The sequence below is a fragment of the Kitasatospora sp. NPDC024654 genome (assembly GCF_055559155.1).
On sequence record NZ_JBVHLF010000019.1, the window covers coordinates 67,018 to 93,730 of the forward strand.

Genomic DNA, 26,713 nt, shown 5'->3' on the forward strand with positions numbered 1-26,713 from the left:
GTCTACCGTGAGAAAGGGAGCTCCGATGAAGGCTCTGGTGCTGTCCGGCGGGACCGGAACCCGCCTGAGGCCGTTCAGTTACTCCATGCCCAAGCAGCTCATCCCGATCGCCAACAAACCGGTGCTCGAGCATGTGCTGCAGAACATCCGGGACATCGGCGTCACCGACGTCGGCATCATCGTCGGCGAGCGCGGGGCGGAGATCGCCGGCGTCCTCGGCGACGGCTCCGAACTCGGCCTGCGGATCAGCTACCTGCGCCAGGACGCGCCCCGCGGGCTGGGCCACACCGTGCAGGTCGCCCGCGACTTCCTGGGCGACGAGGACTTCGTGATGTACCTCGGCGACAACATGCTCCCCGACGGCGTCACCGAGGCCGCCGAGCGGTTCCGCCGGACGCGTCCGGCCGCCCAGGTCGTCGTCCAGCAGGTCGCCGACCCGCGGGCCTTCGGCGTGGTCGAGCTGGCCGCCGACGGACGGGTGGAGCGGCTGGTGGAGAAGCCCCAGCAACCGCGCAGCGACCTGGCGATGATCGGCGTCTACTTCTTCACCCCGGCGATCCACCTGGCCGTCGACTCCATCGAGCCCAGTGCGCGCGGCGAGCTGGAGATCACCGACGCGGTGCAGTGGCTGGTCGCCTCCGGCGCGGAGGTGCGCGCCGAGACGTACACCGGCTACTGGAAGGACACCGGCCGGGTCGAGGACGTGCTGGACTGCAACCGCGAGCTGCTCGACCAGCTGGTGCGCTCGATCGAGGGCCAGGTGGACGACGACAGCGTGCTGATCGGCCCGGTCGTCGTGGCGCCCGGGGCCCGGGTGGTGCGCTCGCACATCGAGGGCCCGGCGATCGTCGGTCCGGACAGCCTGGTCGAGGACAGCCGGATCGGCCCGCACACCTCGATCGGCCAGGACGTGGTGCTGCGCGACACCCACATCGGCTACTCGATCGCGCTTGACGGCGCCTCGGTGTCCGGAGTGCACGCCGTGCAGGGGTCCGTCATCGGCCGTTCCGCCGCCGTCAGCAGCGGCGACTCACACACCCGTACCCACCGTCTGGTCGTCGGCGACCACACCCGAATCGAGGTCGCGGCATGAGGATCCTGGTCACCGGCGGCGCCGGCTTCATCGGCTCGCACTACGTCCGCACCCTGCTGGCCGGCGGCTACGCCGGCTACGAGGACGCCCGCGTCACCGTGCTGGACAAGCTGACCTACGCGGGCAACCGCGACAACCTGCCCTCCGCCGACCCGCGGCTGGAGTTCGTCCAGGGCGACATCTGCGACGCCGCGCTGCTGGCCGAGCTGCTGCCGGGACACGACGCCGTGGTGCACTTCGCCGCCGAGTCGCACGTCGACCGGTCCGTGGAGTCCGGCGCGGAGTTCGTCCGCACCAACGTCGGGGGCACCCAGACCCTGCTGGAGGCCTGCCTGCGCGGCGGGGTCGAGCGGGTCGTGCACGTCTCCACCGACGAGGTGTACGGCTCGATCGAGCAGGGCTCCTGGACCGAGGAGTGGCCGCTGCTGCCCAACTCCCCCTACGCCGCCTCCAAGGCCGGCTCCGACCTGGTCGCCCGCGCCTACTGGCGCACCCACGGCCTGAACCTGTCGATCACCCGCTGCTCCAACAACTACGGCCCGTACCAGCACCCGGAGAAGCTGATCCCGCTCTTCGTCACCAACCTGTTGGAGGGCCTGCCGGTCCCGCTGTACGGCGAGGGGAACAACGTCCGCGAGTGGCTGCACGTGGACGACCATTGCCGGGCCATCCAGCTGGTGCTCACCGGCGGCCGGGCCGGCGAGATCTACAACGTGGGCGGCGGCAACGAGCAGACGAACCGCCAGATCACCGAGAAGGTGCTGGAGTTGTGCGGCGCCGACTGGAGCAGCGTGCGCCGGGTCGCCGACCGCAAGGGCCACGACCTGCGCTACTCGCTGGACGAGTCCAAGATCGGCACCGAGCTGGGCTACGCACCGCGGATCCCCTTCGAGCAGGGCCTGGCCGACACCGTCGCCTGGTACCGGGACAACCCGGGCTGGTGGAAGCCCCTGAAGAACCGGAAGGAGCAGGCGTGACCACGCAGCGACCCGGCGCCGGGCCCGAGGTACTGGTGGTCGGCGCCGGCCCGGTCGGTCTCACCGCCGCACACGAACTGGCCCGTCACGGCGTGCGGGTACGGCTGGTCGACGCCGCGGCCGGACCCGCCGTCACCAGCCGGGCCCTGGCCACCCACGCCCGCACCCTGGAGACCTACGACCAGATGGGCGTGCTGACCGAGCTGCTGCCCCGCGGCCGGCGCGTCGAGCACTTCACCCTGCACCAGAACGGCCGCCGCCTGGTCCGCTTCGACACCGACTACAGCCGGCTGCCCACCCGCTTCCCGTTCACCCTGATGGTCGACCAGGCCATCACCGAGGAGGTGCTGCGCGGGGCGGCGGCCCGGCAGGGCGTCGAGGTCGAGTGGGGGGTACGGCTGACCGACTTCGCGGACACCGGCAGCGGCGTGCGCGCCGAGCTCAGCCACCCCGACGGCAGCACCGAGACCGTGCACTGCGCCTGGCTGGTCGGCACCGACGGCGGGCACAGCACGGTGCGCAAGCGGCTCGGGCTGCCGCTGCTCGGCGACAGCAGCGAGACCTGGCTGATCGCGGACGCGGTGGTCGACGTCGACCTGCCCACCGACAGCATCCACTGGATGCGCACCAGGGAGGGCACCGTGATGCTGGTGCCCTTCCCCGAGACCGGCAAGTGGCGGCTGCTGGACACCCGTGACGCCAGCTACGACGGCGACGACGAGGCCGTCGCCCGGCGCTTCGCCCGCAAGATCACGGCGGGCACCGGGCGACCGGCCCGGGTCGAGCCGCCGACCTGGGTGTCGGTCTTCACCATCCAGCAGCGCATGATCCCCTCGATGCGCGAGGGCCGCTGCTTCGTGGCCGGCGACGCGGCGCACGTGCACAGCCCGGCCTCCGGGCAGGGCATGAACACCGGGGTCCAGGACGCCTACAACCTGGCCTGGAAGCTCGCCGCCGTCCTCCAGGGCCGCGCCGAGGAGGAGCTGCTGGGCTCCTACAGCACCGAGCGGGTGCCGGTCGGCGCCGGGCTGCTCGCCTCCACCAGGTTCGCCACCGTCCTGGTGCAGCTGCGCAACCGCTACGCGGCCGCCGCGCTGCGCGCGCTCTTCACCGTCGTGCGCAACGTCCGACCTCTGAAGTCGAAGATCGAGCGGAAGATCATGGGCGGGATGTCCGCGCTGGACCTGAGCTACGCGGACGGCCCGGTCACCCTGGCCGCCGCGCACCGGGACGGCGTGGTGCCGCCCGGCTCGCGTCTCTCCCGGGTGACCGCCCGGGCGGCCGAGGAGTCCCCGGGATGGCGCGCGCTGCTCGCCGAACTCCGCGAGCCCGCCTGGACCCTGCTCTCCTTCGCCGGGCCGCGTGACCATGCCGCGCTGGAGGTGCTGGACGAGCTGGCCGAGGAGTACCGGGGCACGGTCCGGGTGCGCACGGTGGTGCCGGGCGCGGGCGGCGACCCGCGGGTCCCCGGCGCACTGGCCGACCCGCAGGACCGGCTGGCCACCGACCTGGCCGCCGCGCCGGGGAGTTGGCTGCTGATCCGCCCGGACGGCTATCTGGCCGCCGGTGGCGCGAGCCTCGACACGGACTCCCCGTGGGAGGCGCTCGACCGGCTGCACGTGCGGGCCGGCGAGGACCGGGCGGCGGCCGAGGAGGTCCTCGAGGCCGTCGCGGCCCGCTGAGGCCCCGGCCCGTCTGTCCACCGCCCCCCTTGAGATCAGGACTGAGTCATGCACATCGTGGGAAACGGGTTTCTCGCCCGGAACCTCGCGCCGCTGGGCGACCGGCACCCGGACACCGTCGTCCTGGCCGCCGGAGTGTCCTGGGCCAGCGGCACCTCGGCCGCCGACTTCCAGCGCGAGTCGGACCTGCTGCGTGAGGTGTCCGCGCGCTGCGCGGCGACCGGCCGGCGCCTGCTGTTGTTCTCCACCGCCTCCTCGGGGATGTACGGACGGGTGGTGGGGCCCGCGGCAGAGGACCTGCCGGTGCGGCCCCTCACCCCGTACGGCACGCACAAGTTGGCGATGGAACGGCAGCTCGCCGCCTCGGGCGCGGACCACCTGGTGCTCCGGCTCGGTCACCTGGTCGGCCCCGGGCAGCCGGCGCACCAGCTGCTGCCGGTGCTGGCCCGCCAGGTCCGCGAGGGCCGGGTGCGGATCCACCGGGGCGCCGCCCGCGACCTGATCGCGGTCGAGGACGCGGTGGCCGTCATCGACCGACTGCTGACCCTCGGGCTGAGCGGCGAGACGGTCAACGTGGCCTCCGGCGGCTCGGTGCCGGTCGAGTCCATCGTGGACTGGCTGGAGGACGCCATGGGGGTGCGGGCCCACCGCGAGTACCAAGAGGCGGGGGACGGACACACCATCTCGATCGAGAAGCTGCTGCGGCTGGCACCCGAGGTGGCGGCCCGGGGCTTCGGCACCGATCACTACTACCGCAGGGCCCTGGCGGCCTTCCCGCTGGGTGACCCGGTGGGGGAAGATCGACTGGCTCCCGCCCCCGCTCGAGTGGCGCTCAAGTCCGGACTGGGAACCTGACCGTGCAATACCAGGCGACGTGAGACTAGGAGAACTCGACCATGAGGAAAGCCGCGACGGCCGGCACCCCCGCGCACCAGGCGCAGGAGCCGGCAGAGCAGCCCGGCTCCCCCCTCCGACCGCTGATCATCGATGTCGCCGCTCCACTGGTGCTCTACTACGTCCTGTCCTCCGGTGCGCATCTGAGCTCGGTGAACTCGCTGATCATCAGCGGTGTGGTGCCCGCGGTCCGGACCGTGTTCGCGCTGGTGCGGGAGCGCCGGGTGAACGGTCTGGCGCTGCTGATGCTGGTGGTCACCGCGGTCAGCGCGGGGATCAGCCTGATGACCGGCGACGCCAGGCTGATGCTGGCCAAGGAGTCGCTGGGCACCGGCATCGTCGGGCTCTCCCTCCTGGTGTCCGCGTTCACCTCCCAGCCGCTCATGGCGAGCGCGATGCGCCCGTTCATGACCAAGGGCGCCCCCGACAAGGAGGCCGCCTGGGAGCATCTGCGGGAAACCTCGCCGGAGTTCCGCCGCGGCATCACCAACGCGACCCTGCTGTGGGGGGCCGGACTGCTGGTTGACTCGCTGCTGCGGGTGGTCGGCGCCTACACCCTGCCGGTGAGCACGATGGTCTGGCTCTCCACCGTGATCCTGGTCGTGGCCATCGGTGTGCTGGCGATCGGCAGCGGCAAGGTCGCGGACGGGGCGGAGAAGCTGCTGGAGGCGGATGCCGCCGCCCGCCGGAACGGTGCGGCCGCCTGACGGACGGCGCGACCGGCTGACGAGCCATCGGACCAGGTGTGCGGAGAGCGCCGACGGTTCCCGCTGCGACGGCGGTGAACCGCTCGGCGCTCTTCGCGCTGCCCCATCACGGAAGGGAAACACCCACATGGCCACTGGCCGGCCGGAAGCCGAAGCGGCGGTGGTGCTCGGCAGCACCGGGTTCGCCGGGCGACACGTCTGCGCGGCCTTCGCGACGGCGGGCTTCCCGGTGGTCCGCGTCGCCCGGAGCGAACAGGGGCCGGGAGCAAGGGCGCTGGACCTCGCCGAGGCCTCCGCCGAGACCCTCGCCGGGCTGCTGAGCGACTCCGGGGCCAGCGTCGTCGCCAACGCCGCGGGCGCGGTGTGGAACGCCACCGGAGCGCGGATGGCGAGCCTCAACGCCGAGCTGCCGGCCAGACTCGCTGACGCCGTCGCGGCGTTGCCGCCCGACCGCCGCCCCCGGGTGGTCCAGCTCGGTTCGGTGTACGAGTACGGGTCGGTGCCCGACGGCACGACCGTCACCGAGGATCTGCCGACCGCCCCCACCGGCGACTACGGGCGCACCAAACTGCTCGGCACCCGGGCGCTGCTGGACGCGGCCGACCGCGGCGTGCTCACGACCGTCGTGCTCCGGGTCTCCAACATGGTCGGTCCCGGTGCACCGCCGGCCAGCCTGCCCGGCCTGGTGGTGCGACATCTCGCCGCTGCGCGAAGGGATCTGACGGTGCATCATTCCACGCCACCGCTGCGACTGACCCCACTGCTCGCCCACCGCGACTTCGTCGACGTGCGGGACGTCGCCGCGGCCGCCGTGGCCGCCGCCGTCGGCCCGCAGGTGGTGAGGCGGCGACCGGGCCGACTGTTCAACATCGGGCGGGGCGAGACGATCCCGGTGCGCCACCTGGTGCACCGCCTGGTCGAGCTCTCCGGGCTGCCGGTCGAGGTGGTCGAGGAGGGCCTGGGCGAGGCGCCGCGCGGGGACATCGGCCGGCAGCGTATCGACGTCCGGGCCGCCGCCCGCGACCTGGGCTGGCTTCCCCGCCGCCCGCTGGACGACAGCCTGCGGGATCTGCTGCGGTCGCCGGCGGCAGCCTGAACCCCCCTCTCCCCCATCGTGGTTCGAGGAGCGTTCGAGCCGGCCCGAGCAGGATCCGACGTGACGGGCGCGGGCACCGTGCCGAACCGACCACGGAGGTTAACGGAGATGAGCGATCACCGGGCGCTTGTGCTCGACCAGGTGCGCAAGTACCACCAGGAGCAGCAGGACGGCCGGCCGTTCGTGCCCGGCGTCACCGAGATCTGGCCCTCCGGCGCCGTGTTGGACGAGGAGGACCGGGTCGCGCTGGTGGAGGCCGCCCTCGATCTGCGCATCGCGGCGGGCCACAGCTCGCGCAAGTTCGAGTCGAAGTTCGCGCGGCGCCTCAAGCGACGCAAGGCGCACCTGACCAACTCGGGCTCCTCGGCCAACCTGCTCGCCCTGACCGCCCTGACCTCGCCGCACCTGGAGGAGCGCCGACTGCGCCCCGGCGACGAGGTCATCACGGTGGCCGCCGGCTTCCCCACCACCGTCAACCCGATCCTGCAGAACGGCCTGATCCCGGTCTTCGTCGACGTCGAGCTGGGCACCTACAACACCACCGCCGAGCGGGTCGCGGCGGCCATCGGCCCCAAGACCAGGGCGATCATGATCGCCCACGCGCTGGGCAACCCCTTCCCGGTCGGCGAGATCGCCCAACTCGCCGTCGAGCACGACCTGTTCCTGATCGAGGACAACTGCGACGCGGTGGGCGCGCTCTACGACGGCCAGCTCACCGGCACGTTCGGAGACCTGACCACGGTCAGCTTCTACCCGGCGCACCACCTGACGATGGGCGAGGGCGGCTGCGTGCTGACCTCCAACCTGGCGCTGGCCCGGATCGTGGAGTCGCTGCGCGACTGGGGCCGGGACTGCTGGTGCGAGCCGGGTGAGAGCAACAAGTGCCTCAAGCGCTTCTCGTACCAGATGGGCACCCTGCCGGCCGGTTACGACCACAAGTACATCTTCTCGCACGTGGGTTACAACCTGAAGGCGACCGACCTGCAGGCCGCCCTGGGGCTGACCCAGCTCGCCAAGCTCGACGAGTTCATCAGCCTGCGCAACAGCAACTGGCGACGGCTGCGCGAGGGCCTGGAGGGTGTGCCGCACCTGCTGCTGCCGGAGGCGACACCCCGCAGCGAGCCGAGCTGGTTCGGCTTCGTCATCACGGTAGATCCCCAGGCACCCTTCAGGCGCGCCGAGTTGGTGGATTTCCTGGAAGGGCGCAAGATCGGTACCCGGCGTCTGTTCGCAGGCAATCTCACCCGCCAGCCGGCCTACGTCGACCAGCCGCACCGGATCGTCGGCAGCTTGGAGAACAGCGACATCATCACGGAGCAGACCTTCTGGGTGGGGATCTACCCCGGCCTGACCGAGGAGATGATCGACTACATCGCCTCCTCCATCCGTGAGTTCGTCGCCGCCCACCGCTGACCCGCCCTCCGGGCACCCGTCAGGGCCCACATCAGAAAGGACATCCATGGATCTCGGACTGAGCGGTCGCTCCGTCCTGGTCACCGGAGCGACCGGAGGCATCGGGCAGGAGATCGCCCGCGCCTTCTCCGGCGAGGGTGCCCGGGTCGCCGCCGCCTACCACAGCGACCGGGCCGGCGCCGAGCGGCTCGCCGACGAACTGGGCGCGCGCGACGACCGCGCGTTCGCCCTGCGCTACGCCCTGGACGAGCCGGAGTCGGCGCACCAGGCGGTGGCAGCCGTCGAGGAGCGCTGGGGCGCGCTGGACGTGCTGGTGGTCAACGCGGTCCGCCGCGGCACCCGCCGCGCCCCGGGTACCCGCTTCGAGGAGGTCCCCGAGGAGGAGTGGCATCCGGTCCTGGACGGCAACCTGGCTCCCGCGGTACGCACCGTGCAGCGCGCGGTGGCCGGGATGCGGGAGCGCGGCTGGGGCCGAATCGTGCTGATCTCCTCGCACAACGCGCTCGGCGGCAACCGGGGCCAGGAGTTCTACGGGGCCGCCAAGGCCGGCCTGCACGGCCTGGCCCGCAGTCTGATGTGGGACCTGGCCGACAGCGGCGTCCTGGTCAACGTGGTGTGCCCGGGCCTGACCGCGACCGGGCAGGTGCTGTCGGCCCTGCCCGGGCCGGTGCGCGAGCGGGAGGCCACCAGCACGCCGACCGCCCGGCTGAGCAGCCCGCAGGAGGTCGCCCGCGCCGTCCTCTTCCTGGGCTCGGCGGCCAACGGAAACATCACCGGAGAGGCACTGACCGTGGCGGGTGGCCGATGAACAGCTCGATACTGAACCCCTGCACCGACACCGAACTGCCGGCCCGGTTCGCCCGCTCGGCCGCGACCACCGAGGGCGCGCTGCTCTCGCTCGCGGACTTCCCCGGCTGGCTCGCCGAGCGCGGCCGGGCCTGTGACTTCCGCGTGGAGCGGATCCCGTTCGACGAGCTGGAGGGCTGGTCCTTCGCGCCGGGCAACGGGAACCTGGTGCACCGCAGCGGGCGGTTCTTCTCCGTCGAGGGCATGCACGCCAGCTGCGACGACGGCCCGTACCGCGAGTGGTACCAGCCGATCATCAAGCAGCCCGAGGTGGGCATCCTGGGCATCCTGGTCAAGGAGTTCGACGGGGTGCTGCACTTCCTGATGCAGGCCAAGATGGAGCCCGGCAACCGCGACCTGCTCCAGCTCTCGCCGACCGTGCAGGCCACCCGCAGCAACTACAGCAAGGTCCACCAGGGAGCCGACGTCAACTACGTCGAGTACTTCCTCGAACCCGGGCGGGGCCGGGTTCTGACGGATGTGCTGCAGTCCGAGCACGGCTCCTGGTTCTTCCACAAGAGCAACCGGAACATGATCGTGGAGGCACTCGGCGAGGTCCCGCTGGCGGACGACTTCTGCTGGCTGACGCTCGGCCAGCTCGGCGCGCTGCTGCACCAGGACAACATCGTGAACATGGACTCGCGCACGGTACTGGCCACCGTGCCCACGGTCGCCGACGACGAGCGCGCCCTGCACTCCGACACCGAGCTGCTCTCCTGGTTCACCGAGCGCCGCTCCCGCCGCGACGTGCGAGCCGAGCTCGTCCCGCTCGCCGGGCTGCCCGGCTGGACCCGCACCGACACCCGCCTGACCCGCGAGGACGGCAGGTTCTTCGACGTGGTGGCGGTGAAGGTGCAGGCGGGCAGCCGGGAGGTGGCCCACTGGACCCAGCCACTGGTGGAACCGGCCGGCCACGGTGTGTGCGCGTTCCTCACCCGCGACATCGACGGCGTGCGGCACGTCCTGGTGAACGCCCGCGGCGAGGGCGGCCTGCTGGACACCGTGGAGCTCAGCCCCACCGTCCAGTGCGTCCCCGGCAACCACGAGGGACTGGCGGCCGAGGACCGGCCGCCCTTCCTCGACCAGGTGCTGCACGCCGACCCCAGCCGCGTCCGGTACCGGGCGGTCCACTCCGAGGAGGGCGGCCGCTTCCTCAACGCGGAGGCCGACTACCTGATCGTCGAGGTCACCGAGGGCGAGCCCGGCTTCGACCTGACTCCCCCGGACGGGTTCCGCTGGGCCACCCCCGGCCAGCTCACCTCGCTGGTGCGGCACGGCCACTACCTCAACGTCCAGGCCCGCACCCTGCTCGCCTGTCTCAACGCGATGGAGGGCACCCACCATGAGCACTGAATCCCCCCGTCCGGTCCGGATCGGGGTGCTCGGCTGCGCGGACATCGCCCGGCGCCGGATGCTGCCCGCCTTCGCGGCGGCCGACGGCGTCGAACTGGCCGCGATCGCCAGCCGCGACGGTGCCAGGGCGAAGGAGCTGGCGGACCGCTACGGCTGCGCGGCGGTGACCGGCTACGCCGCACTGCTGGACCGTGCCGACCTGGACGCGGTCTACGTCCCGCTGCCGATCACCCTGCACGCCGAGTGGGTCGAGGCGGCGCTGCGCGCGGGCAAGCACGTGCTGGCCGAGAAGCCGCTCACCACCGACCCGGCCACGACTCGACGGCTGCTCGAACTGGCCGCGGATCAGGGGCTGGTGCTGATGGAGAACGTGATGTTCGTCCACCACCCCCAGCACGCCGCCGTGCGCCAGTTGTTGGCCGACGGCGAGATAGGCACCCCGCGGGTGCTCAGTGCCGCCTTCGCCATCCCCGAACTGCCGCCCGGTGACATCCGGTACCGCCCGGAGCTGGGCGGCGGCGCGCTGCTGGACGTCGGCCTGTACCCGGTACGGGCGGCGCTGCACCTGCTCGGCGGCGGGCTACGGGTGGTCGGCGCCACGCTGCAGCGCGACCCGGGGCAGCAGGTGGAGACCTCCGGCGCCGCGCTGCTCCGGTCTCCCGAGGGCGTGATCGTCCACCTCACCTTCGGCATCGGGCACGCCTACCGCTCGGCATACGAGCTGTGGGGCAGCACCGGCCGCATCCGGGTGGAGCAGACCTTCACCCCGGCCGCCGACCACCACCCGGTGCTGCTGGTGGAGCACGCCGGCGCCACCGCTCCCGTGGTGCTCGAACCGCATGACCAGGTGCTCGCGACCGTGGAGGCCTTCGTCGCCGCGATCCACTCCGGCGGCACGGGCCAGGGCGGTCCCGTGGACGCCGCGGTCTGCCTGGAGCAGGCCCAACTCCTGGCCACCATCCGTGACATCGCCGTATCGTCGGATCCGGGGCAGCCCGTGACCCGGCCGGCGGCCCGGCCCTGAGAGGGGAAAGTCCTTGAGCATCGTCGACGACCGCGTGCGCGCGGCCATCGCACCTCTGCCGCCGTCGCCTCCCGCCGTGCCGCAGCGCCCCCAGCGGCCCACCGTCCCGGTCCCGCCGACCCGACCGACCCCGCCCCCGCCGCCCGACGCCCGACGGCTGGCCCGCGAACTCGCCGAACTGCGCGAGCGGGTGCGCGCGGGCGTGGACGAACGGGCCACCTCGGCCCAGCACGCCAAGGGCAAGCTCACCGCCCGGGAGCGGCTGGAGCTGCTCTTCGACCCGGGAACGTTCACCGAGTTGGAGGCACTGCGCCGGCACCGGGCGACCGGCTTCGGCCTGGAGGCGAAGAAGCCGCACACCGACGGTGTGGTGATCGGCTGGGGTGAGGTCGACGGCCGTCCCGTCTTCGCGTACGCCCATGACTTCCGGATCTTCGGCGGTGCGCTCGGCGAGGCGCACGCCCAGAAGATCCACAAGATCATGGACCTGGCGGAGTCGGCGGGAGCGCCGATCGTCGGGCTGTGCGACGGCGCCGGCGCCCGCATCCAGGAGGGCGTCACCGCGCTCGCCGGCTACGGCGGGATCTTCCAGCGCAACGTCCGCAACTCCGGGGTGATCCCGCAGATCTCGGTGATGCTCGGCCCGTGCGCGGGTGGCGCGGCCTACTCGCCGGCGCTCACCGACTTCGTCTTCATGGTGCGCGGCACCTCACAGATGTTCATCACCGGGCCCGACGTGGTGCAGGCGGTCACCGGCGAGCAGATCAGCCAGGAGGGCCTGGGCGGCGCGGACGTCCACGCCGGGACCACCGGGGTGGCCGCCTTCGCCTACGACGACGAGGAGAGCTGCCTGGCCGACGTGCGGTTCCTGCTCTCGATGCTGCCCTCCAACAACCGCGACCTACCACCCGTCATCGCCACCGACGACCCGGCCGACCGGCGCTCCGAGGCACTGCTCGACCTGGTCCCGGCCGACGGCAACCGCTCGTACGACATGCGCAAGGTGATCGAGGAGATCGTCGACCACGGCGACTTCTTCGAGGTGCACGAGCGCTGGGCGCCCAACCTGGTCTGCGCGCTGGCCCGGCTGGACGGCCAGGTGGTCGGCATCGTCGCCAACCAGCCCGCCTCGCTCGCGGGGGTGCTCGACATCCACTCGTCGGAGAAGGGCGCTCGCTTCGTTCAGATGTGCGACTCCTTCAACATCCCGCTGGTGACGCTGGTCGACGTCCCCGGCTTCCTGCCCGGCGTCGCGCAGGAGCACGGCGGGGTCATCCGGCACGGCGCCAAACTGCTGTACGCCTACTGCAACGCCACGGTCCCGCGCGTTCAGGTGATCCTGCGCAAGGCCTACGGCGGCGCGTACATCGTGATGGACTCGCGCTCGATCGGCTGCGACGTCTCGCTGGCCTGGCCGACCAACGAGATCGCCGTGATGGGCGCGGAGGGCGCCGCGAACGTGGTCTTCCGCCGGGAGATCGCCGCGTCCGACGAGCCGGAACGCACCCGAGCGGAGCGGATCGCCGAGTACCGACGGGAGTTGATGCACCCGTACTACGCGGCGGAGCGCGGCCTGGTGGACGACGTGATCGACCCCGCCGAGACCCGCGCGCGGCTGATCGGCGCGCTGGCCGTGCTGCGCGCCAAGCACGCGCCGCTGCCGAGCCGCAAGCACGGCAACCAGCCCACCTGAGCCGGACGGTACGGCCGACCACGGCCGAGAGGGAGGAAACAGCAGTGATTTCGGACATGTCCGCGGCCGGCGACGCGACGCCGGCGATCGAGATCGTCCGGGGGCGGCCGGACGAGATGGAACTGGCCGTGTTGACCGCCCTGTTGGTCGCCCAAGCCCGCGCCGGATCCGCCGCGCCCGAGCCGGCCGGCGAGGCCGTGGTACTGCGCTGGCCGGGAGCCGGGAGGGCCTACCGCCCGGCCGGCTCCTGGACCACCGCGCCGTCGCGGGACTGGCACCGGGCCGCCTGACCCCCGCACCAGCCCCGCCGACCGGTCCCGCCCCGGCCCCCTGGTCGAAACTGGCCAGGTGTCATCACATCATCCGTAGAGTCGGTGCCATGGACACCGAGGTGATCGTTGCCGGGGGCGGACCCGTCGGACTGATGCTGGCCTGCGAGCTGCGGCTGGCGGGCGTGACCGTGACCGTGCTGGAGCGGCTGCACGAACCGGATCTGACCATCAAGGCGGGCGCGATCAACGGCCCCACCATCGAGGCCTTCTACCGACGCGGCATGCTGCCCGCGCTCCGTGCCGCGCAGGAACGCACCCTGCGGCGGTTCCAGGAGTTCCAGCGGCAGTTGCCGGCCGAGCGGGCCGGCGACCTGCCGCCCAGGCCGCTCGGCCACTTCGCCGGCTTGATGCTCAGCGGGGACCTGCTGGACACCTCCGACCCGGACTTCGGCGGCCACGGGCCTATCGAGGGCATCGGCATGATCCCGCAGCAGGACATCGAGCGGATCCTCGCCGAGCGGGCCGCCAAGCTGGGAGTGGAGCTGCGCCGCGGCGTCGAGGTGACCGGCCTGGACCCCGACCCGGAGGGGGTGACGGTCCGCACCGCGGACGGCGGCTCGCTGCGGGCCTCCTGGCTGGTCGGCTGCGACGGCGGGCGCAGCACGGTCCGCAAGCAGGCCGGTTTCCCCTTCCCGGGCACCGACGCGCAGATCACCGGGCACCAGGCGCGGGTGGAGATGACCGGCGCCGAGGGGCTGCGCACCGGTTGGAACCGGACCGCCACCGGTGTCTACGCCAACGGTCCGATGCCGGGTCGCATCCTCACGGTGGAGTACGACGGCCCGCCCGCCGACCGGGACGCCCCGATCACCGCCGAGGATCTGCAGGCGAGCCTGCGCCGGGTCTCCGGGGAGCCGGTGGAGATCACCGAGGTGCACAGTGCCACCCGGTTCACCGACCACGCCCGTCAGGCGTCCACCTACCGGCTGGGCCGGGTCCTGCTGGCGGGCGACGCGGCGCACGTCCACTCGCCGTTCGGCGCGCAGGGCCTGAACCTGGGCCTCGGTGACGCGGTGAACCTGGGCTGGAAGCTCGCCGCCGTCGTGCGGGGGCGCCGCCCCGAGGAGCTGCTGGACAGCTACACCGCCGAGCGTCACCCCATCGGCGCCTGGGTCCTGGACTGGACCCGCGCCCAGATCCTGCTGATGCGCCCGGATCCGCACGCGCGGGCGCTGAGCGGCGTGATCGGCGAGCTGATGTCCAGCGTCTTCGGCACGACGTACTTCATCAAGAAGATCTCCGGGGTCTGGCAGCGCTACGACCTCCCCGGCGACCACCCGCTGATCGGTCGTAGCGCCCCCGATCTCGCCCTGGACGACGGCACCCGGCTCGCCGACCACTGCCACGACGGGCGCGCCCTGCTGCTCGACCTGCACGACGACCCGGCCCTGCGCGAGCGCGCCGCCGGCTACCGGGGCAGCCTGCGGACGCTCACCACCAGCTGCGCCGAACGGCCCGACCTGGCAGCGCTGCTGGTCCGGCCCGACGGCTGCGTCGCCTGGGCCGCGGACGCCGGCAGGAGCGAGGGGCCGGCCCGGGATGCCTTGGACGCCCTGGACACGGCCCTGTCCCAGTGGCTCGGGACACCGGAACCGAGCTAGGGCCGGTGGCCGTGACCGGCTTCGCCTGTCCCGGTACTCCGTCCCCCTCGGTGGACTCCGGCGTTCCTGAGCTCGATTCTCCTCAGGCGCCGGATCCTCCCGGTTCCCCCGACAACCTCCGGACAGTCGCGCGAGCGCGATCGACAGCCGCGCGTCAGTACCCGCCGTCCACCGGCAACTGCCATCCGCAGGCGGCCAGTTCGCGGCTCAGGGCCAGCTCCGTCGGGGTCAACGGCAGGTCGGGCCGGAGCATCTCGGGATGGCCCGGCGGCAGCCCGTCCGCCCGGGTGGGCCACGTCGGCGCGAGGCCCTCGACCGCACCCGCGCTCCCCCACGCGGACACGACCCCGAGCACCACGAACCCCTGCCACACGGGCTGCAGCGCCCGCGTGACGATAGCCAGCCATCCTCGCGCCGGACCGCCCACTCTCCCGACTCCCCGTTCTCCCGATCCACAGCCGGCCACCAGCATCGGGCCACTCGCTCGAATCCCCATGGAGCCGTACCGGCCGCACCACCGGGCCCGGCGGTGCCGGCGAAAGGGGCCTTCGACACGGGTGCACCGCACGCCGGGCAGGCGGCGACGGCGCCGAAGCCGGTCGTGCCCGGATCAGCCCACCCGAGATGGCGACGCCTGGAACACCCCGGGAGAGGACGCGCCTCCCGCGACGATCACGGTGCCATCGCCCGCGGAGCGCGAAGAGCGGGCGCCTGGTCGAGTACCGCGCCGAAGCCGTTGACCAGCGCGTTGACGGCGAAGTCGAACCGCTCGGCGTCGTCCACCCCCGCGCCGCTGCGGGCGGCCTCGGTGAGCAGTGGATAGCGGGCCGCGTCCAGCTCGGTCAGCCAGGCCGGGGAGCCGGCGGCGTCGCTCCGGGCGACCTGGGCGGATTCGGCGGCAGCGTGGCTGACGACGAAGAGCGAGAGCGTGTTGAGGGCGTGCACCGCTGCCCCCAGCGGAAACCCGGAGGACGTCAGGGCCGTCAGACCGCGTTCCACCGCGTCCAGCGTCGCCGGGGTCACCGCCGGGCGGCTCGCCGCGAAGGGGAGCACCCCCGGGTGACGCAGCAGCGCCTGGCGCAGCGAGACGGCGTACGTCCGCAGCAGTGTCCCCCAGTCGGCGCTCCCCGCAGCCGCATTCGCGTCCGCGCCCTCGCCGGGGAACGGCAGCGCCTGGGCGAAGAGCCGCTCCACCAGTCCGTCCAGCAGGGCGTCCTTGCTGGGCACGTAGTGGTAGAGCGTCATCGCCTCCACGTCCAGTTCGGCGCCCAGGCGACGCATCGTCAACGCGCCGAGCCCCTCCCGGTCCACCAGGGCCAGCGCGGCGTCCAGTACCCGCACCCGGGACAGGCCCGCCCGCTCGCCGCGCGTCCGCTTCCCCATGGTGGCTCCTCCGGCTGCTCTTGCCATTTTTACGCCGTAAGTCTAGCTTGGTGTGCGGAAGTTTTCTTACAACGTAAGTTTTGGGGGATCCGATGCTGGCACCGACAGCGAACAAGCAGGTCGTCGAGGGCTTCTTCCGGGCGATCAACGAGCGGCGACTCGGCGATCTGTCGCAGTACACGGCGCTCGACGTGATCGACCACAACAAGATCATTTTCGGCGAGGCGGACACACCCGGCGCGGCCTTCGACGGCTTCCGCCAGCAGCTCGACGCCTTCGGTGAGGGCGTGATGCGCCCCGACGCCCTGGCCGCCGAGGGCGACACCGTCGTCGCCCGACTGACCGTCACCGGCACCCACACCGGCTACCACCCCCGGATGCCCGAGCCCACCAACCGCTCCTGCGAGGTCGAGCAGATCTGGTGGTTCACCGTCATCGAGGGCAAGATCTCGGAGATCCGCGCCGTCAGCGACCGCCTCGGCATGTTCCTCCAGCTCGGCTGGCCCTGGCCGACCGCCGACTGAGCGGCCGTGGAATCCGACGCGCTGAGGCAGGGCCGCCGCGCGGACTCAGCCGGCGATCAGCCCGCGCACCGCCTCGCTCACCTCGGGCAGGTCACCAGGCAGAGCCCACTGGTGGGCGTCGTGCTCGGTGAGGACGACCGGTTCGGTCTTCTCGACCGCGACCGCGAAGGTGAACTGCCTGGTGGTGCCACCGCGACTGTTGGGATAGTCGAAGTGGCCGAGGTATCCGTTCACCGTTTCGATGGTCAGACCGGTCTCCTCGGCGGTCTCGCCGTGGAGGGCCTCCAGGATGGCCTCGCCCTCCTCGACTTTTCCCGACGGAATCTCCCACATCCCGCCCATGAAGTCGTCGGGCCTGCGCCGCACCAGGAGGACCCGGTCGGCCTCGGTGACGACGACGGCGGCCACGAAGCCAGTGACGCCGTCCCGCTGGGCGTCACTGACGAGGCCGGCCAGGAAGTCAGCGGAGGTAACAGCCACAGCAACTCCTCGTGGTGGTGACTCACTTTGACGGCCGCGCGGACGTACTGCTCGGCCAGCGCGAGATCCTGCTATGCCAGAGGGGGAGCGTCATCGTGTGCCGGTAGGCGCTCGCGGTCATCGGCGAGTCGCTGGACCTGGCCACCCGCATCGGCGGCAGTGTCAAGCACGAAGAGTGAGCAAGCAGCTATGGAAACCCGGGACACAGAAGGCCCCGCCTGCGGATTCGCAGATCAGTGGCCTTCCTTGACCAGGGGGCGGACGAGTCGACCTGTACGCCGGGAACAGTCTCTTCAGGGGCAGTGACCTGTGAGAACACCGTCCGGGTGGGCCCGATCGCCACCGTATCGCCACACCCCGGACGGCAGCTTCGTTCTCAGCTGTCGCGACGCGCGATCAGCCCGCGCACTGCGTCGCTCACCTCGGGCAGATCACTGGGCACGGCCCACTGGTGGGCGTCGTGCTCGGTGAGGGCGACCGGCTCGCTCTTCTCGACCGTGACAGCGAAGTTGAACTGCCTGGTCGTGCCGCCGCGACTGCTCGGGTAGTCGAAATGCCCGACGTAGCTGTGTACGCCGTCGATAATCAGGCCGGTCTCCTCGGCGGTCTCACGGTGGAGCGCCTCCAGGAGACTCTCGCCCTCCTCGACCTTGCCCGAGGGGATCTCCCACATCCCGCCCATGAAGTCGTCAGGCCTGCGCCGCACCAGGAGGACCCGGTCGCCATCGGTCACAATGGCAGCGGCTACGAGGCGGGTGACGCCGTCCCGCCGGGCGTCGCTGACGAGGCCGGCCAGGAACTCGGCGGAGGGGATGGTCACAGCAACTCCTCGTGGTGGTCGCTCACCTTGACGGCCGCGCGGACGTACTGCTCGGCCAGCGCGAGATCCTGCTCACGATGCCAGACCGGGAGCTTGATCGTGTGCCGGTAGGCGTGCTCGGCGACCGGGAACGCGCCTGGCGAGTACTGCCGGTGGTGGTGCGGGTGGCCTGGGAACAGCAGGTCGGGGTTCTGGTAGAGCGGCAGTTCGTGGAGGGGACGGGTGGATCCCGGCCGGTCGAACTCCACCGCACCTTCGGCGAGCAGGGCCTGCTGGAACCGCTCAATGGGCAGACCGCCCAGCTCGTCGGGCCGATAGGTGAGCGTCAATCCGTACCAGGAGGGGACCACCCCATCGTTCACCGGCACGACTTCCAACCCCGGTACCCGGCTGAACCGCTCGGTGAGGCGCCGGGCGATCTCCGCCCGGCCGGCCAGGTAGCCGTCGAGCCGACCGAGTTGGTCGACGGCGAGCGCGGCGGCCAGCGGGTGGATACGGAGCTTGAGACCGGACCCGGTGACCGCGTACCGCGCGAGTGGATGGCCTTGCGGGATCTCCGACCTGCACCGCTTGTTGTAGTGGGCGAACGTCAGCACCCGGTAGTAGGTGTCATCGTCGTCCGTGAGGACGAACCCGCCCTCACCCCCGCTCAGCGGCTTGGGACCGTTCAGGGAGAATGCCGAGGCGATGCCGAAGGTGCCGACCTTCTGCCCCTGGACGCTGGCGCCATGCGCGTGCGAGCCGTCCTCCAACAGCTCCAGACCGTGAACTTGGGCGATCTCGGCGAGAGCGGCCACGTCGGCCGGGCGACCCCAGAGGTGCGTGACCATCAGCGCCCGGGTGCGCGGCGTGATCAGCTCCTCGACCCGGTTCGGGTCGATGTTGCCGTCCGGACCGGTCTCGCACAACACCGGCACCGCGCGGAAGTGGAACAGCGGAGAGGCGGTGGCGTGGAAGGTCCAGGCCGGAACGATCACCTCGTCTCCGGGCTTGATCCGAACGGCCGAGTAGAGCGCGTGCAGAGCTGCCGTGCCGGAGCTCGTGGTGACCGCGTGCCGCACGCCGAAGTACGTTTGCAGGCCGTCCTCCAGCTCGGCGACGATGCCGGCCCGGCCGGGAATGGACACGGCCGCATCCAGCTGGGCGGCGACCTTGGAACGGGTGGTGCCGTCGATCGGCGGCCACTCGAAGTGAGGACCGCTGGCGGTCACGGCGGGTACTCCGCCGAGCAGAGCGAGGGTGGAGGTCACAGCATCTCCTTCGGGTTGATGTAGCACCCGGCTGCCTTGGACTCGTAGCAGGCGGCGATGAAGGCGGCGTGGGCCAAGTGCTGTTCAGGGCCGGAGGTGTTCGGGCGCTCACCGTCCAGGACCCGGCAGAAGTAGTCGATCTGGGCGCTGGCCACGCTCGCGGGGGCTTGCGGGCGGGTCAGTTCCTCCACGACCCTGCCGTTGAGGTCGAGTCGCTGGACCTGGTCTCTCGTCAGCAACACAGCGCCCCGCGTGCCGACGACGTGCAGCTTCTCGGTCTTCGGGGCCGCCCAGCGCGACAGCAGGACCGATCCGTACAGATCGGCGTCGTAACCGAGTTGGATGACGGCGGTGTCCTCGGCGTCGTAGCCGACGTCGGGCAGGGCGGAGGCGGAGAAATCGGCTATCACCCGGCTGGGCATGCCGAAGTACCAGAGGAGCAGGTCGATGAGGTGGTAGCCCATGTCGATGATGCAGCCGCCACCGGCCTGCTCCACGTTCCCGCGCCAGCCTGCTCCGGGGTCGTCGGCGTGGAACGTGTATTGGCCGTCGATGAGGAACGGGGTGCCGATCTGGTCCAGCAGACTCGGCATGCTGGTGTGGATCGGGTTGAACCTGCGTTGGAGCGTGACCATCAACTCCACTCGCCCGGCACCGCAGATGGCGGTGAGTTCGCGGGCCTCGCTGAGCGAGATGGCGAACGGCTTCTCCTTGAGGACGTGGACGCCTCGGGCGGCGCACTCCTCGATCACGGTCCGGCCCGCGTGATGCGGGACCGCGACGATCACGAAGTCCGGCTCCACCGCCTCCAACAGGTCGGCCACCTTGGTGAAAGCCGGTACCTGGAACGATCTCCGACGATGGCGCAGAACGTCAGGGTCGCTGTCGCAGACCCCGACCAGTCCGGCTCTGCCGGAACCGAGCAAGCCGGGCAGGTGGTCTTCGAGAGCCTGGCGGCCGAGACCGATGACCGCAGCGCGTCGCTTCATGGGCAGACTCCTTCCGCTTCGCAAGGGAACTTGTCGATGCGTGTCGAGTACAGCCCAACGGACAGCCACCGAACAGGCATTGTCCGTAGTCCTGGGGTTGTCCCGCCCTCGCCGGCAGTAGGCTCACCGTCACTGTCGATGATGGGATTGGCCCGTGAACGACCCGATCCGGCACCCCCTCGCTTATGCACGCGAACAGCGCGGCTGGTCGCAGGGCGACCTCGTCGCCCGGCTCGCCATGGCCGCCCGCAGCCATGGACTCCGCTCCGGTGCCGACAAGACGGCCATCAGCAGGTGGGAGCACTGGCGCAAGACACCGGACCTCAACTCCCAGCTCCTGATCGCCGAAGCCTTCGGCGTCCCGGTCTCTGACACGGAGGCGTACGGCTGGCCCCACTGGCTTCCCGGGCGAGACGAACCATTGCCGCTGGGGTCCGGCTGCACCGCTCAAGCACTCCGAGACGCACAGAGAGCCGCCATGGACCGCCGCAGCTTCATGACCTACAGCGCCGTCTCACTGGCCGGCCTCGCCGCCCAGTGGGCCACCCTGGAACCGGACCGTCTCACCTCGGCCCTCAGCGGCAAACGGGTGGACTCGGAACTCGTGGACTGGCTGGAGGACACCAGCGCGAAACTGACGGCTCTGCCCACCGAACAGCGCCAACACACGATCCGCCTGATGGACGCCCACCTCGCCACGGTGACCGACCTGATCGAGGACGGTCGCTACAGCGAAACGACCGGTCAGCGGCTCCACCTGCTCGCCGCCTCCCTCGCCACCACCTGCGGCTGGCACCGATTCGACCTCGGACAGCACTGGGTGGCCGGAAAGTTCTGGGGGGCTGCCCTGCACTCCGCGCACGCCGCCGGCGACCGCGACTTCGGCGCCGGAGTACTGTCCGACTTCGCCTACCAGTCGAACTGGCTCGGCCAGCCACAGGTCTCGGTGGACCAACTCGGATACGCGCTGTCCGGCACCGAGCACCCCACCGCCCGGTCGCTGCTGTTCCTCCGCCGAGCCAGGGCCCACGCCGCCCTCGGTGATCGCTCTGCCTGCTATCGCGACCTGTCCGAGGCCGAAACCGCGCTGGCCATCGAGGCCGCCGACCCCGCACCTGGCTGGTGCGCGTGGATGAGCCCGGCCGACCTGGCCGTCGACTCGGGCCAATGCCTTCTGGACCTCGGCCGAACCGGCGAGGCACACGCGCGCATGGCTGAGGGCATGGCGCTATTGCCCCGCGCCAGGGACAAGACGCGCGGGATCTTCCTGACCTACCAGGCCAAGGGCTACCTCCAGGCCAACGACGTCGAACAGGCGCTCGTGGTCACTGGCGAGTCGCTGGACCTGGCCACCCGCATCGGCGCGCCACGGTGCGTCGCCCTCGTCCGCGAGCTCGCACCGGCCTTCAGGCTCTACCGACAGGTGGACGGCGTCCCGGAGTTCCTCGAACGCCTCAAGGCCAGCTGACACAGCGGCGGCAGCCCGCTGGCCAGAAGATCGAGTCCCACTTCCACATGATTTCCACTCACCACCCGGAAACAGGCAGCAAAAGACACGAAGAGTCAGCGAGCGACTACAAGATCCGAAGCGCAGAAAAGGCCTCCTGGCCTGCTCACTCGCAGATCAGTAGGCCTCTCCTCAGATGAGGGACGGACGAGTCGGCCTGTACGCCGGGTTCTGTCTCCCGGGGGCCTTGCGGCCGCCGGGGAGGCGGTCATCCATCTAGGGCTGCCGTTGCCGACAGCCTCGTGCGGTCTACCCGCGGACTCGGGCGAGCAGCCCTCGAACATCCGCGCACGGTGCCCGAGGGCACCGATCTTGACCTTGCTCCGGGTGGGGTTTACCGAGCCGGCCGAGTCACCTCGGTCGCTGGTGGTCTCTTACACCACCGTTTCACCCTTACCTGCAAGCAGCAGGCGGTCTGTTTTCTGTGGCACTGTCCCGCGGGTCACCCCGGGTGGGCGTTACCCACCACCCTGCTCTGTGGAGCCCGGACGTTCCTCGGCGGGCCCCTGCTGGGACCCGACGCGACCGCCCGGCCGGCTCGTCCGCCGTGTGGTCATCCTAGCCGGTCGGAGGGGGCGGGCCGGACCGGGGCGGCCGAGGCCTGCTCGGGGTCCAGGCGGGCGGCGACGGCGGCCGCGGTGCCACGGGCCCAGCGGGTGGTGGTCAGCAGGCCGATCAACAGGACGGCCACACCGAGGCCGGCGATGATCCACCAGCCGGCGTGGCTGGCCGGGGCGAAGCCGGTGACCAGCGGGCCGGCCACGGCGGCGGTGACCACCGTGCCGAGCACCGCGACGCCGAGCGACTGGCCGACCTGGCGACTGGTGGAGGCCACCGCGGCCGCCACCCCGGCCTGGGCGCGCGGCATGCCGGAGACCGCCGCGTTCGTGATCGGGGCGTTGACCAGGCCGAAGCCGAGGCCGAACAGCGCGTAGGTGGCGAGCAGCAGGCCGGCCGAGGAGTGCGCGGTCAGCCGGGTCAGCAGCAGGCCGCTGGCGGCGAGGGCGGCACCGGCGACCAGCAGCGGGATCCTCGGACCGCGGGCGCCCACGATCCGTCCGGAGATCGGCGCGCAGACCAGCGTGAAGCCGGCGATCGGCAGGGTCCACAGGCCCGCCTCGACCGGGCTGTAGTGCCGGACCTCCTGGAGGTAGAGGGTGTTGAGGAAGAGGAAGCCGCCGAGCGCGGCGAACGCGCAGACCGCCGTGACGGTCGCGCCGGTGAACGGTGCGCTGCGGAAGAACCGCAGGTCGAGCAGTGGCTCCGGGCAGCGCCGCTCCCAGAGCGGGAAGGCCACCAGGGCGGCCAGCGCGATCACGGAGAGGCCGAGGATGCTCGGCGAGGTCCAGCCGCGACCGGGGCCCTCGATGATCACGGCGGTGCCCGCGCCGAGCACCAGCACGGCCAGCAACTGGCCGACCGGGTCGAGCCGACGCGGCCGGGCAGCCCGCGACTCGGGTACGAAGCGGGCCGCCAGCAGGCAGCCGACCAGCCCGATCGGGACGTTGATCAGGAAGATCCACGGCCAGCCGGCGTGGTCCACCAGCACCCCGCCGAGCAGCGGCCCGAGCGCCATGCTGAGGCCGACCACGCCGCCCCAGACGCCGATCGCCTGGGCGCGCTCGCGCGGGTCGGTGAAGACGTTGGTGATGATCGACATGGCCACCGGGTTGAGCATCGAGCCACCGACCGCCTGCAGCGCGCGGAAGGCGACCAGCCAACCGAGGCTGGGCGCGAAGCTGCAGAGCAGCGAGCCGACCACGAAGAGCAGCAGTCCGGTCTGGAAGACCCGGCGCCGGCCGATCCGGTCGGCCACCGAACCGGAGAGCATCAGCAGCGCGGCCAGCACCAGGGTGTAGGCGTCGATGATCCACTGCAGCCCGGAGGTGGGCGCGTGCAGGTCCCGCTGGATGGACGGCAGGGCCACGTTCACGATGGTGTTGTCGAGGCCGACGATGAGCAGGCTGAGACAGCAGATGCCGAGGATGAGCAGCCTTCGCTGCCGGCTGAGCTGAGGAGTCGGTTCGATCACCCGTCCATTGTCGCATTGGTGGGATGAATTGTGACCGGCGGGGCGGGACGGCCGTCCGTGCGGCTCGCGAGCGCGGTCCCGCGGCGGGTGGCCGAATGCTCTACGCTCCGGACCGGGAGAACCGATGTCTCGCATGTCCCGACCCGCATGTCCCGAAGGGAAACCGATGCCGTTCCTGGTCCTGTTGCCGCCGTCGGAGGGCAAGGCCGCCGCCGGCGAGGGCGCGCCGCTGGAGCTCGACGCGCTCTCGCTGCCCGGGCTGACCGCCGCCCGGGCCAGGGTGCTGGACGCACTGGTGGAGCTCTGCCGCGGGGACGAGGACACCGCCGCCGAGGTACTCGGGCTGAGCCCGGGCCTACGCGGCGAGATCGCCCGCAACGCCGGCCTGCGCACCGCCGCCGCGCTGCCGGCCGGCGAGCTCTACACCGGTGTGCTCTTCGACGCGCTCGGGCTGGCCGAGCTGGACGAGGCGGCGTACGCGCGGGCCGAGCGGTCGCTGCTGGTCTTCTCCGGGCTGTGGGGCGCGGTGCGGATCGGCGACCGGATTCCGCCATACCGCTGCTCGGGCGGCGTGAAGCTGCCGCCGCTGGGCGCGCTGGGCGGCTACTGGCGGCGGGAGACGGCCGAGGTGCTGCCGGCCGAGGCGGACGGGCTGGTGCTGGACCTGCGCAGCGCGGCCTACGCGGCCTCCTGGAAGCCGGCCGACGAGCTGGTGGCCCGGACCGCGACCGTGCGGGTGCTCCAGGAGCGCGAGGTGGCGGGGGTGCGGAAGCGCTCCGTGGTCAGCCACTTCAACAAGGCGACCAAGGGCCGGCTGGTGCGCGACCTGCTGAACTCCGGCGCCGAGCCGGACTCCCCCGGTGAGCTGGTGGACCTGCTGCGCGGGCTCGGGCACACCGTCGAGGTCGCGGCCCAGGGCACCGCGCGCAAGCCGTGGCAGCTCGACGTCGTGGTGACCGAGCTGCACTGACGTACCGGGCCGCGCTGAAGTACCGGGCTGGGCCGGGTGCCGGGCCGCCGGCGCGGGCGGGTGTCGGCGCGGGCGGCCGTCAGCGCAGGTGGGCGGTGTCGTTGAAGAGCCGCAGCGAGGTGTTGCCGTCGGAGTAGTACTGCACCGCGCTGAACGAGGCGGCGGACAGCTCCATCCGGTACACGGCATCCGGCGGGGCGCCCAGTGCCACCCGGACCAGCGCCTTGATCGGGCTGACGTGGGTGACCACCAGCACGGTCCGGCCGGGGTAGCGGGCCAGGATCTTGTCCCGGGCCACCCCGGACCGCTGGGTGAGCGAGGCCAGGCTCTCGTTGCTGCCGGTCGGCTTGGCCTTGCTGGAGGCCAGCCAGGCGTTCAGGTCCTCCGGGTACCGCTGCTGCACCTCGGCGAAGGTCAGCCCCTCCCAGGCGCCGAAGTCCAGCTCGCGCAGGCCCTCCTCGACCCGCACCTCCAACCCGAGCCGAACCGCGACCAGCTCGGCGGTCTGCCGGGTGCGCAGCATCGGCGAGCTGACCACGGCCTGCACGGTGCCACGGGCGGCCAGCGCGTCGGCGGCCCGTTCGGCCTGCCAACGGCCCCGCGCGGAGAGGTCCGGGTCGCTGCCGCCGCTGCCGGAGAACCGCTTCTGCGGGGTGAGCGGGGTCTCGCCGTGCCGGAGCAGCACGAGGGTGGTGGCCAGCGCCACGTCGCCGGCCATCGACCAGCCGGCCACCGGCGGCGCGGCGGGTTCGGCGGCGGTCTCGACGACGGGCGCCGGGACGGGCACGGACACGGCCGGCGGCACCGGCTCGCTGCCGGGCTCGGTCGGCGCCGGCAGCGGAGCCGCCGGCCGCGCCTTCGGCTCCCACTGCCGCCCGACCCTGCCCGCGTCCATCGCCTCGTTGGCCAGCCGGTCGGCGTCCTTGTTCCGTTCCCGCGGGATCCAGGAGAAGCCGACCCGCTCCGAGGGGAAGACGGTCCGGGCCTCGGCGGCCAGCGGCCGCATGTCCGGGTGCTTGATCTTCCAGCGTCCGGACATCTGCTCGACCACCAGCTTGGAGTCCATCCGGACGTCCACGGTGGCCGACGGGTCGATCTCGTACGCGGCGCGCAGGCCGGCGATCAGGCCTCGGTACTCGGCGACGTTGTTGGTCGCGCGGCCGATGTACTCGGCCGCCTCCGCGATGATCTGACCGGTGTCACCGTCCCGGACCACCGCGCCGTAGCCGGCCGGCCCCGGGTTGCCCCGGGAGCCGCCGTCCGCCTCGACGATCAGCCTGCGCGCCGCCATCGGCTCAGATGCCCGAGTCGGCGGTGCGGACCAGGATCCGCCCGCAGTTCTCGCAGCGCACCACGGCGTCCTTGGGCTCGGCCTTGATGGCGTTCAGGTCGGTGATCGCGAACTCCACTCGGCAGCCCTCGCAGCGGCGCTGGTAGAGCCGGGCCGCGCCGACGCCGCCCTGCTGCTCGCGCAGTCGGGTGTAGAGCTTGAGCAGGTCGGCCGGGATCACCACGGCGACGGCCTCGCGGTCGCGGGCGACCTTGGCGGCCTCGGCGTCGATCTCGGCGAAGGCGGCGTCGCGGCGGCCGACCGCCTCCTTCAGCACCACGTCGGAGTGCTCCAGCCGGGCGGTCAGCTCGGTGACCCGGGTCTGCGCGCTCTCCAGCCGCTCCATCACCTCCAGCACCACGTCCTCCAGCGCGGACTGGCGCTTGGCCAGCGACTCGTTCTCGTGCTGGAGGTTCTCCAGGTCCTTGGCGGAGCCGACCGCGCCGGACTCCATCCGCTGCTGGTTGCGGGCGAACCGGGTGCGGACCTGGTCGACGTCCTGCTCGGCCTTGGTCAGCTCGCGGGCGGTGTCGCCCTGCTGGGCCTGGGCGGCGACCACCAGGTCGCGCAGCGCGGTGTGGTCGGCGGTGGCCTTCTCGATCTCCGCGTGCTCGGGCAGGGTGCGGCGCCGGTGGGCCAGCTGGTCGAGCTTGGAGTCGATGGCCTGCAGGTCGAGAAGGCGGATCTGGTCGGCGGGCGCGGCGTTCAAGCGGGGGG

25 protein-coding genes and 1 other RNA gene are annotated in these 26,713 nt (G+C 71.8%); 16 read left to right on the forward strand and 10 right to left on the reverse strand.

The window, feature by feature from the left end; translation table 11 throughout:
• Positions 1-25: 25 nt before the first annotated feature.
• From ACZ38L_RS14425 to ACZ38L_RS14485, 13 genes are all read left to right on the forward strand, one after another.
• Positions 26-1,093 (forward strand): glucose-1-phosphate thymidylyltransferase, encoded by a 1,068-nt coding sequence (locus ACZ38L_RS14425; protein WP_465692676.1) that lies wholly within the window; start codon positions 26-28, stop codon positions 1,091-1,093.
• Positions 1,090-2,070, forward strand: a complete 981-nt coding sequence (gene rfbB, locus ACZ38L_RS14430) for a dTDP-glucose 4,6-dehydratase (RefSeq protein WP_465692678.1) — start codon at positions 1,090-1,092, stop codon at positions 2,068-2,070. Before ACZ38L_RS14425 ends, rfbB begins: the two co-directional genes overlap by 4 nt.
• On the forward strand, positions 2,067-3,752 hold the full coding sequence (locus ACZ38L_RS14435; RefSeq protein WP_465692680.1) for an FAD-dependent oxidoreductase: 1,686 nt from the start codon (positions 2,067-2,069) through the stop codon (positions 3,750-3,752). The genes rfbB and ACZ38L_RS14435 overlap by 4 nt, the downstream gene beginning before the upstream one ends.
• A gap of 48 nt (positions 3,753-3,800) precedes the next feature.
• Complete coding sequence (locus ACZ38L_RS14440) at positions 3,801-4,607, forward strand: NAD-dependent epimerase/dehydratase family protein (RefSeq protein ID WP_465692682.1); 807 nt, start codon at positions 3,801-3,803, stop codon at positions 4,605-4,607.
• A gap of 41 nt (positions 4,608-4,648) precedes the next feature.
• On the forward strand, positions 4,649-5,353 hold the full coding sequence (locus tag ACZ38L_RS14445; protein WP_465692684.1) for a VC0807 family protein: 705 nt from the start codon (positions 4,649-4,651) through the stop codon (positions 5,351-5,353).
• A 127-nt stretch (positions 5,354-5,480) separates the two neighbouring features.
• Positions 5,481-6,449 carry an NAD-dependent epimerase/dehydratase family protein gene (locus tag ACZ38L_RS14450; RefSeq protein WP_465692686.1) on the forward strand — a complete coding sequence of 323 codons (969 nt, stop codon included), beginning with the start codon at positions 5,481-5,483 and terminating at the stop codon, positions 6,447-6,449.
• Between the two features lie 108 nt (positions 6,450-6,557).
• The gene (rfbH, locus tag ACZ38L_RS14455) at positions 6,558-7,862 is read left to right on the forward strand and encodes a lipopolysaccharide biosynthesis protein RfbH (RefSeq protein ID WP_465692688.1); all 1,305 of its coding nucleotides are present in this window, start codon (positions 6,558-6,560) and stop codon (positions 7,860-7,862) included.
• A 46-nt stretch (positions 7,863-7,908) separates the two neighbouring features.
• Positions 7,909-8,670 carry an SDR family NAD(P)-dependent oxidoreductase gene (locus tag ACZ38L_RS14460; RefSeq protein ID WP_465692690.1) on the forward strand — a complete coding sequence of 254 codons (762 nt, stop codon included), beginning with the start codon at positions 7,909-7,911 and terminating at the stop codon, positions 8,668-8,670.
• Positions 8,667-10,061, forward strand: a complete 1,395-nt coding sequence (locus ACZ38L_RS14465; protein WP_465692692.1) for an NDP-hexose 2,3-dehydratase family protein — start codon at positions 8,667-8,669, stop codon at positions 10,059-10,061. The genes ACZ38L_RS14460 and ACZ38L_RS14465 overlap by 4 nt, the downstream gene beginning before the upstream one ends.
• Positions 10,051-11,085: a Gfo/Idh/MocA family protein gene (locus ACZ38L_RS14470; RefSeq protein ID WP_465692694.1), complete on the forward strand. Its 1,035-nt coding sequence runs from the start codon at positions 10,051-10,053 to the stop codon at positions 11,083-11,085. The genes ACZ38L_RS14465 and ACZ38L_RS14470 overlap by 11 nt, the downstream gene beginning before the upstream one ends.
• A gap of 157 nt (positions 11,086-11,242) precedes the next feature.
• Positions 11,243-12,778 carry an acyl-CoA carboxylase subunit beta gene (locus ACZ38L_RS14475; protein ID WP_465692777.1) on the forward strand — a complete coding sequence of 512 codons (1,536 nt, stop codon included), beginning with the start codon at positions 11,243-11,245 and terminating at the stop codon, positions 12,776-12,778.
• Positions 12,779-12,822: 44 nt separating this feature from the next.
• Positions 12,823-13,068 carry an acyl-CoA carboxylase subunit epsilon gene (locus tag ACZ38L_RS14480; protein WP_465692696.1) on the forward strand — a complete coding sequence of 82 codons (246 nt, stop codon included), beginning with the start codon at positions 12,823-12,825 and terminating at the stop codon, positions 13,066-13,068.
• Between the two features lie 89 nt (positions 13,069-13,157).
• Positions 13,158-14,711, forward strand: a complete 1,554-nt coding sequence (locus ACZ38L_RS14485) for an FAD-dependent oxidoreductase (RefSeq protein WP_465692698.1) — start codon at positions 13,158-13,160, stop codon at positions 14,709-14,711.
• Between the two features lie 154 nt (positions 14,712-14,865).
• On the opposite strand, the gene ACZ38L_RS14490 is transcribed toward ACZ38L_RS14485, so the two are convergent.
• Positions 14,866-15,207 carry a DUF6059 family protein gene (locus ACZ38L_RS14490; protein ID WP_465692700.1) on the reverse strand — a complete coding sequence of 114 codons (342 nt, stop codon included), beginning with the start codon at positions 15,205-15,207 and terminating at the stop codon, positions 14,866-14,868.
• A 176-nt stretch (positions 15,208-15,383) separates the two neighbouring features.
• Positions 15,384-16,094: a TetR/AcrR family transcriptional regulator C-terminal domain-containing protein gene (locus ACZ38L_RS14495; RefSeq protein ID WP_465692702.1), complete on the reverse strand. Its 711-nt coding sequence runs from the start codon at positions 16,092-16,094 to the stop codon at positions 15,384-15,386.
• Positions 16,095-16,186: 92 nt separating this feature from the next.
• Between ACZ38L_RS14495 and ACZ38L_RS14500 the strand changes: the two genes are divergently transcribed.
• On the forward strand, positions 16,187-16,618 hold the full coding sequence (locus tag ACZ38L_RS14500) for an ester cyclase (protein WP_465692704.1): 432 nt from the start codon (positions 16,187-16,189) through the stop codon (positions 16,616-16,618).
• 45 nt (positions 16,619-16,663) lie between these two features.
• On the opposite strand, the gene ACZ38L_RS14505 is transcribed toward ACZ38L_RS14500, so the two are convergent.
• The 4 genes from ACZ38L_RS14505 to ACZ38L_RS14520 all read right to left on the reverse strand — a co-directional run bounded on the left by ACZ38L_RS14505 (position 16,664) and on the right by ACZ38L_RS14520 (position 20,157).
• Positions 16,664-17,098, reverse strand: a complete 435-nt coding sequence (locus ACZ38L_RS14505) for an NUDIX hydrolase (RefSeq protein WP_465692706.1) — start codon at positions 17,096-17,098, stop codon at positions 16,664-16,666.
• A 376-nt stretch (positions 17,099-17,474) separates the two neighbouring features.
• Positions 17,475-17,918: an NUDIX domain-containing protein gene (locus tag ACZ38L_RS14510; RefSeq protein ID WP_083975742.1), complete on the reverse strand. Its 444-nt coding sequence runs from the start codon at positions 17,916-17,918 to the stop codon at positions 17,475-17,477.
• Entirely contained in the window at positions 17,915-19,168 is a 1,254-nt protein-coding gene (locus ACZ38L_RS14515) for a DegT/DnrJ/EryC1/StrS family aminotransferase (RefSeq protein WP_465692708.1), read from the reverse strand. The genes ACZ38L_RS14510 and ACZ38L_RS14515 overlap by 4 nt, the downstream gene beginning before the upstream one ends.
• Positions 19,165-20,157: a Gfo/Idh/MocA family protein gene (locus tag ACZ38L_RS14520; RefSeq protein ID WP_465692710.1), complete on the reverse strand. Its 993-nt coding sequence runs from the start codon at positions 20,155-20,157 to the stop codon at positions 19,165-19,167. The genes ACZ38L_RS14515 and ACZ38L_RS14520 overlap by 4 nt, the downstream gene beginning before the upstream one ends.
• Positions 20,158-20,311: 154 nt before the next feature.
• On the opposite strand from ACZ38L_RS14520, the gene ACZ38L_RS14525 reads away from it, so the two are divergent.
• Positions 20,312-21,625 (forward strand): helix-turn-helix transcriptional regulator, encoded by a 1,314-nt coding sequence (locus ACZ38L_RS14525; RefSeq protein WP_465692713.1) that lies wholly within the window; start codon positions 20,312-20,314, stop codon positions 21,623-21,625.
• Positions 21,626-21,808: 183 nt separating this feature from the next.
• On the opposite strand, the gene rnpB is transcribed toward ACZ38L_RS14525, so the two are convergent.
• Positions 21,809-22,205: RNase P RNA component class A (gene rnpB, locus ACZ38L_RS14530), an RNA gene on the reverse strand.
• 12 nt (positions 22,206-22,217) lie between these two features.
• Positions 22,218-23,693, reverse strand: a complete 1,476-nt coding sequence (locus ACZ38L_RS14535) for a DHA2 family efflux MFS transporter permease subunit (protein WP_465692779.1) — start codon at positions 23,691-23,693, stop codon at positions 22,218-22,220.
• Positions 23,694-23,862: 169 nt separating this feature from the next.
• Between ACZ38L_RS14535 and yaaA the strand changes: the two genes are divergently transcribed.
• Positions 23,863-24,666 (forward strand): peroxide stress protein YaaA, encoded by an 804-nt coding sequence (gene yaaA, locus ACZ38L_RS14540; RefSeq protein WP_465692715.1) that lies wholly within the window; start codon positions 23,863-23,865, stop codon positions 24,664-24,666.
• A 79-nt stretch (positions 24,667-24,745) separates the two neighbouring features.
• On the opposite strand, the gene ACZ38L_RS14545 is transcribed toward yaaA, so the two are convergent.
• Together ACZ38L_RS14545 and ACZ38L_RS14550 are read right to left on the reverse strand one after the other, a co-directional pair.
• Positions 24,746-25,957 carry a bifunctional RNase H/acid phosphatase gene (locus ACZ38L_RS14545; RefSeq protein ID WP_465692717.1) on the reverse strand — a complete coding sequence of 404 codons (1,212 nt, stop codon included), beginning with the start codon at positions 25,955-25,957 and terminating at the stop codon, positions 24,746-24,748.
• Between the two features lie 4 nt (positions 25,958-25,961).
• A complete protein-coding gene (locus ACZ38L_RS14550) occupies positions 25,962-26,705 on the reverse strand; it encodes a zinc ribbon domain-containing protein (protein WP_465692719.1) in 744 nt (247 codons plus the stop codon).
• Between the last annotated feature and the right edge of the window lie 8 nt (positions 26,706-26,713).